The following is a 6,896-nucleotide window of genomic DNA, read 5'->3' as shown; positions in this document are numbered from 1 at the left end:
AAGGTCAAGGCTTAGTAAAATTAAATGTCCGGGTGGGTCAGTTTTATTCCGGCCAAATAACTAAAAAGTGGGTCAGTTTTAAACCGGCGTTGACAAATAGCTAGTGCCATTACTAGCTATGCGGATGAGCACACTGATTTATCGGCGGAAAAGGATGTGGCCGAATTTAAAGATAAGGCTAAGAAGGTCGCAATTCAGTTACTTTCATGGTCAGCTAGGTTGGGCGTTAAGGCCGCAACATTAGGAGCATTATCAGGTACAGATTTTGAGAGGCTTAAGGTAATAAAAGATGAGTTTGCAAAAGGGACTTCTGGGGTAGTAGGTGACTTTATTCAGGAACGACTTAGTTCGCACGCGACGGATATTGAGCTATTACAGTCTTTCAAGGCCCTGTTATCCAAGCTGCCTTCGTATCTAAATAGTAAAGGAAAGCCCCTTGTTGTTATTATTGATGAGCTAGATAGGTGCAAACCAACCTATGCTATTGAGGTTATAGAAAAGATTAAACACCTATTTTCTGTTAAGAATGTGGTGTTCGTTCTAGTGATGAATAAGAAGCAGTTGGAAGCATCAATCAGATCGATTTACGGATCAGATATCAAAGCTGATGTTTATTTACAGAAGTTTATTAATATTGAAACCGCCATTCCTAAGCTCTCCAACAAGCTGGCTAGCTCAGATGTGAGTAAATATTGCAGTCAGTTAATCCGACTCCACGAATTGGAAACCGCCTTTTTGGGAAAACATCGGCTTTATCTCCAACGTTGCATTGAACCCCTTGCGCTGAACTATAGTTTATCCCTTCGCCAATTGGAAAAAGCCTTTACTAACCTTGCCTTATTTTTAAATTTCAGCGGTGAGGTTGAACTTTTTCCGGTCGGCCTTGTTTGCTTTCTAGCTGTGGTTAAAGTCGTCGACCCTCCTTTATTTGAGCGGCTTTCTCTCAACAACATTGCGTACGCGGAAGTCTCTAAAATTACCGGGCTGCCTGATGATGAAAGATTTGGATTGGTTAAATATGCATTGATAGCCGAACCTGAAGCCGTTAGGGAGCAGGAGGAGAAGAATCTTTTTCAGCTATATAGAAGGGAGTTGGATCGACTTTCGATAGACAGACAGAATGTAATACCCCTATATTGCCAAAAACTTACGCAATTCAATGTGGTAGGCTCTTAATAACGGAATTAAACGCACTACGAAGCCCTACAATCGATTATTTCCTATAAGGTGAGGGGGATAAGTACCATTAGAGTAATTAGCGTGCGTCTCAGACCTTCTGATGAGAACGGGGATTAATACTTATAGATACCTTATCAGGTAGTAACTTACTTTTAGATAATGGATGTATCTATCCTTCTTTTCGTAGGTGGGGGTGTACAAGTACTACTCACAGAGTCTGGCGAAGCGGTTGGAGATGTGACCGTTGCCCGTTGATCAATCGCCGATCGTGCATGTAAGGTCGGCTGCTCCTCATGTCGTCGCCCCGTGTGCCGTAATCACCTATCGGTAATCCAAGTTTGGCTCTGTCGGTGACGGGGCGCTGTGCTCGAACTACGGCGCCAGCACACAGCCACACGCGGGGGCCTCGTTTCGATAAGTGGTCAAAAAATATCATCAAATGATATTATTCAGGCAGCCAGTCCGCAAGCGCACGTAAAACACTGCCTGACCTGGAGATCGCCGTGATAGCCCTTCCGCGGAGCCTATCATGGGCGCCTCCGGCTCAACCTGGCTGCACCGATCCTGGCTAACCGCACTCCATCCGTAGCGAATTGGCGCGTCGGGCGTGTCGGCCAGGCGCGCCGCTCACCCCTGAGGAAAACAATCAGTATGTCATGTCGCTAGCCTGGATTGTCCTCCTGCCCTTTGCGGGCAGCCTCTGCGCCGCTTTCCTGCCCTCCCATGCCCGCAATGCGGCTGCGGGGCTCGTGGACGTCGTCGCGGTGATCTGCGTCATCCTGGTCGTTCTTCATTATCCGCAGATGGCTGCGGGCGAAGTCGTTCGACAGTCGTTGCAATGGGCGCCGGGCCTCGGCCTGGAGATCACGTTCCGGCTCGATGGTTTTGCCTGGCTGTTCGCGATGCTCGTGACCGTGATGGGCGCACTGGTGGCGCTGTACGCGCGCTACTACATGGCCCCGCAGGATCCCGTTCCCCGTTTTTTCTCCTTTTTTCTGGCTTTCATGGGAGCCATGCTCGGGGTGGTCCTGTCTGGCAACCTTATCCAGTTGGTCATGTTCTGGGAGATGACCAGCCTGACATCCTTCATGTTGATAGCGTACTGGTATCACCGTGACGACGCGCGGCGCGGCGCCCGCATGGCACTGACGATCACCGCGGCCGGAGGACTTTGCCTGCTTGCCGCGGTGCTGATACTGGGGCACATCGCGGGCAGCTACGACCTGGATGTCGTGCTTCGTTCAGGGGATCTCGTTCGCGGTCATTCATGGTATCTGGCGGTACTGGTTCTCATCGCGCTCGGCGCGCTTACCAAGAGCGCCCAATTCCCGTTTCATTTCTGGCTGCCCCACGCAATGGCGGCGCCGACGCCTGTGTCTGTTTATCTGCATTCGGCCACCATGGTCAAAGCAGGCGTATTTTTGCTCGTCCGGCTGTGGCCTGTGCTGAGCGGCACCGAGGCGTGGTTCTGGATAATCGGCAGTGCGGGTCTTTGCTCGCTGGTGCTTGGCGCATACGCGGCGGTGTTCCAGCGGGACATGAAGGGCGTGCTGGCCTATTCGACCATCAGTCACCTGGGCCTGATCACACTCCTGCTTGGCTTGAACAGTTCGCTTGCGCTGATAGCGGCAATCTTTCATATCATGAACCACGCCACATTCAAGGCCTCCCTGTTCATGGCTGCCGGCATGGTCGATCACGAAACGGGCACGCGCGATCTGTCGCGGCTGAGCGGCTTGCGTCGCGCCATGCCCATCACGGCTACGCTTGCCGCGGTTGGGGCCGCGTCAATGGCCGGGGTGCCGCTGTTCAACGGCTTTCTCTCAAAAGAAATGTTTTTCACGGAAACAGTCTTTGTGAGCGGCAACCTGGTGACGCGCCTCGGCCTGCCTATAATGGCTGTCATCTGGGGCACGCTGAGCGTCGCCTATTCGCTGCGTTTTATTCTTCAGGTATTTTTCGGACCGCCGACCCACGATCTGCCGCGGCAGCCGCATGAGCCGCCCCGCTGGATGCTGTTCCCAAGCGCGCTGCTTGTCGCCTCTTGCCTGGTGGTGGGCGTGTTTCCCGCGGAAACCGTCGGGCCTTATCTCGATATGGCGGCAAGCTCGGTGATGGGAGAGAATATGCCATCCCACAGCCTCGCAGTGTGGCATGGACTGAATCTTCCGCTGGCGATGAGCCTGGTAGCCATGGTCGCGGGCACGGTGCTGTACCGCGCGCTGGGAAAATACCAGCAGGGGGCTACAGTCGTCCCCATCATCAACCGCTTCGATGGCAAGCACCTCTTCGAATTTTATCTCCAGAAAATGGACGTCTTCGCAAGGCGGCTGCTGCGATGGTTGTCCACCGAGCGCCTGCAGGTCCAGGTGCTGCTCCTGATCGGTGCGGTATTCGCGTCCGCATTGATTCCGTTATCCAGCGGTGGATTGCCCCCGGGCGACAAACCCGTGACTCCCATCGAACCCGCTTTTGCATTGATATGGCTGGTTGGTGCGTTCTGCGCGGTCGGCGCCGCTACCCAGGCAAAGTACCATCGTCTTGCCGCGCTGAGCCTTTCCGGCGCAGCGGGACTTGCCACGTGCATGACCTTCGTCTGGTTTTCGGCGCCCGACCTGGCGTTGACGCAGCTCATCGTGGAGGTGGTGACGCTTGTCCTGCTGCTTCTGGGGCTGCGCTGGCTGCCGCGGCGTTACAAGTCGGTGGATGACAATATTGTCCCGCTACAGGCGCGTGTTCGCGCCCAAACGCGGCGGCTGCGGGATTTGGGCCTGGCCATCATTGCCGGGTCCGGCATGGCTGCGTTGAGCTATTCGGTGCTGACGCGCCAAGCGGGAGAAGGCATCTCGCCTTTTTTCATCGAGAATTCGCTTTCCCTTGCGGGCGGTTCAAACGTGGTCAACGTAATCCTTGTCGACTTCCGCGGCTTCGATACGATGGGCGAGATCACCGTGGTGGGGATCGTGGCCTTGACGGTTTTCGCGCTGTTGCGCCGGTTCCGCCCGGCAATTGAAAGCATGGGGTTACCCGTACAGCAGCGGGAGCAGAATGGGGAAACCGGTGTTTCGCCGCGCGACTCGCACGCACTGCTGCCCGAGGGCCCGATGATGCTGCCCGCGGTGATCGTACAGTTGCTCCTGCCGGTTTCGGGCATGGTGGCGATGTTTTTTCTGCTGCGCGGACACAATGAACCGGGTGGCGGCTTTGTCGCCGGGTTGGTGGTCGCGACGGCAGTCATTCTCCAGTACCTGGTGGGCGGAACTGCCTGGGCGGAATCGCGCACCCGTATTTACCCGCACTATTGGATCGCAACGGGCTTGCTATGCGCGGTGGGCGCGGGCGTGTCCGCGTGGGCCGCGGGGCGCCCGTTTTTGTCAGCCGTGGCGGGCGACGTCAAGCTGCCCGTCATAGGCGCGATGCATCTTTCCACTGTGCTGCTGTTCGATCTCGGCGTTTTTCTCCTGGTGGTGGGCGCCGCAGTGCTGATCCTGGTGGCACTGGCCCATCAGTCAAGACGCGGACATCGCAGGCACGGTACTGGGCACATCGAAGCAGAGGGAGCAATTTCGCATGCGGCGCGGACGTCCGCAACTGCCGTCGGTGCAGCTGTTCCTGACCATACTGCCGCTGCACCAGCGCCCGTCCCCGCTGCCGTGATGGCTCATATTCCACCGGCCGTCCCCGGCGCTACCGTTCCGGCGATGGCACGGCCAGACAAGGACAGTTGATGGAAACGATCTATGCACTGGCGATTGGCGTCCTGACCGGATCGGGCGTGTGGTTGCTGCTGCGGCCCCGCACGTTTCAGGTGATCGTGGGACTCTCCTTGCTGTCGTATGCGGTAAACCTCTTCATTTTCGGCATGGGTCGATTGCTGATAGGCGGCGCGCCGATTATCGAAACCTTGAGCAAGGCCGATCCGGCACTGTACGACGACCCCGTTCCGCAAGCGCTGGTGCTGACGGCTATTGTCATCGGGTTTGCGACCACGGCGCTATTCCTGGTCGTGCTGCTCGCATCCCGCGGCTTGACCGGCAACGATCATGTCGACGGCAGCGGCCCGGAAGCATGAATAGCTGGATAGCGCATCTCCCGGTGTTGCCCGTGGTGGTGCCGCTGATGGCTGGCGCGGCAATGCTGTTGTTCGTGGAAGCCCAGCGCAGGGAGCGGACCATTATTGCCTTTGCGGCCACACTGGCGAACTTGATAGTCGCTGGCATGCTGGCCTACGTGGCGGGCGGGTGGGTGCCGGACATATGGCCGGAAGGAATCGCAGTGTACCTGGTGGGTGGATGGCGGGCCCCATTCGGCATCGTGCTGGTGGTGGACCGCCTCTCGGCGGTAATGCTGATGCTGACTGCAGTGCTGGCATTGACCTCCCTGATCTATGCGCAGGCCCGATGGAAGAAAATGGGGCCCCATTTCCAAACGTTGTTCCAGTTCCTGATCATGGGGGTGAACGGGGCGTGCCTGACGGGCGATCTGTTCAACCTGTTCGTATTCGTAGAGGTGTTGCTGGCCGCCTCCTATGGTCTTTTGCTGCATGGCCTGGGCCAGCCCCGCGTCAAAGCCGGCCTGCATTACATTGCCATCAATCTCGCCGGCTCGTTTGTATTTCTCATTGGCGTTTCATTGATCTATGGTGTCACCGGTACGTTGAACATGGCGGATCTGGCAGCGCGTGTGCCCGGACTTGCGCAGGGAGACCATGTTCTGTTTGAAACCGGCGCGGCCATTCTCGGCGTGGCGTTCCTGCTTAAAGCGGGCGCCTGGCCGCTGAATTTCTGGCTCCCGGGCGCATATGGCTCTGTCGCTCCCCCGGTGGCGGCGATATTCTCAATCCTGACCAAGGTGGGAATCTACGCGCTGCTGCGACTGGGATCATTGCTGTCCGGATCGGAGTCGGGGGCCCCCGCGCCGTTTAATCACGGCTGGCTCTTCGGTATCGGGCTCGCGACCCTTGTCATGGGCACGGCGGGGATGCTCACCGCTATCCAGTTGCAGAGGCTGGTAGCGTACTCTGTCATCGCATCGGCGGGTACGCTGCTGGCGGCGCTCGGGCTCGGAGGCGCGGAGGTGAAGGGCGCGGCCTTGTTCTACCTGGCAAGTTCGGTCCTTGCCACGGGTGCTTTTTTCATGCTGAGCGAGATGATCGTGCGTACCCAGCAATCCGGAGAGGATGGTGCCGTGGCACAAGCTGACCTGTTGAGCCCGGAAGATTCGCCGGATCCCGATTTTTCGGATGAGGTAGTCGGTATTGTCATACCTGCGGCAATGGCCTTCCTGGGTATGAGCTTCCTGGGATGCGCGCTGCTGGTTACTGGACTGCCGCCGCTGTCCGGCTTCATCGGCAAACTGCTGATTCTTTCCGCTGCTCTGGAAGGTGGTGCCGCACCCGGCAGCTCGCCGGTCTCGATATGGATGCTATGGGGAGCGGTGCTTGGATCGAGCCTGATTGGCATCATTGCATTGTCCAGGATGGGCATACGGCTGTTCTGGGGTTCGGAGGAGATCGTGACGCCGCGGCTGCACCTGACGGAAGCCGCGCCCGTCGCCGTGCTGCTGCTGCTGAGCGTCGCGCTGGTGGCCGGCACCGGGCCCGCGATGGATTATCTGGGTCGCGCCGGAGAATCCCTTTCCGCGCCCCAGGCTTATATTGACGCTGTTTTGACCACCCATGCAGCCCCTGTTTCTTCTAGCAACCTTGACTAGGAGAG

General features: G+C 57.3%; 4 protein-coding genes. All 4 read left to right on the top strand.

Annotated features, from left to right (window positions below; translation table 11 throughout):
• The first annotated feature begins 156 nt into the window (after nt 1-156).
• The 4 genes from BM022_RS09490 (at nt 157) to BM022_RS09475 (ending at nt 6,891) form a co-directional block, all read left to right on the top strand.
• Nucleotides 157-1,176 (top strand): KAP family P-loop NTPase fold protein, encoded by a 1,020-nt coding sequence (locus BM022_RS09490; RefSeq protein WP_177191679.1) that lies wholly within the window; start codon nt 157-159, stop codon nt 1,174-1,176.
• 659 nt (nt 1,177-1,835) lie between these two features.
• Nucleotides 1,836-4,907 (top strand): monovalent cation/H+ antiporter subunit A, encoded by a 3,072-nt coding sequence (locus BM022_RS09485; protein WP_091138802.1) that lies wholly within the window; start codon nt 1,836-1,838, stop codon nt 4,905-4,907.
• The gene (locus tag BM022_RS09480; protein WP_091138800.1) at nt 4,907-5,251 is read left to right on the top strand and encodes a Na+/H+ antiporter subunit C; all 345 of its coding nucleotides are present in this window, start codon (nt 4,907-4,909) and stop codon (nt 5,249-5,251) included. The genes BM022_RS09485 and BM022_RS09480 overlap by 1 nt, the downstream gene beginning before the upstream one ends.
• Nucleotides 5,248-6,891 (top strand): monovalent cation/H+ antiporter subunit D, encoded by a 1,644-nt coding sequence (locus BM022_RS09475; RefSeq protein ID WP_091138799.1) that lies wholly within the window; start codon nt 5,248-5,250, stop codon nt 6,889-6,891. The genes BM022_RS09480 and BM022_RS09475 overlap by 4 nt, the downstream gene beginning before the upstream one ends.
• Nucleotides 6,892-6,896 lie beyond the last annotated feature (5 nt).

It is taken from the genome of Nitrosospira sp. Nsp14 (assembly GCF_900113575.1).
In the GTDB taxonomy this organism is placed as follows: Bacteria; Pseudomonadota; Gammaproteobacteria; order Burkholderiales; family Nitrosomonadaceae; genus Nitrosospira.
The sequence above is the reverse complement of the archived record's forward strand: the minus strand, read 5'-3'. Positions and strand labels throughout refer to the sequence as shown.

Excerpts from the sequence above, each read along its gene's own strand:
- BM022_RS09485 (WP_091138802.1), top strand. The coding sequence starts at position 1,836 with ATGTCGCTAGCCTGGATTGTCCTCCTGCCCTTTGCGGGCAGCCTCTGC.
- BM022_RS09475 (WP_091138799.1), top strand. The coding sequence starts at position 5,248 with ATGAATAGCTGGATAGCGCATCTCCCGGTGTTGCCCGTGGTGGTGCCG.
- BM022_RS09480 (WP_091138800.1), top strand. The coding sequence starts at position 4,907 with ATGGAAACGATCTATGCACTGGCGATTGGCGTCCTGACCGGATCGGGC.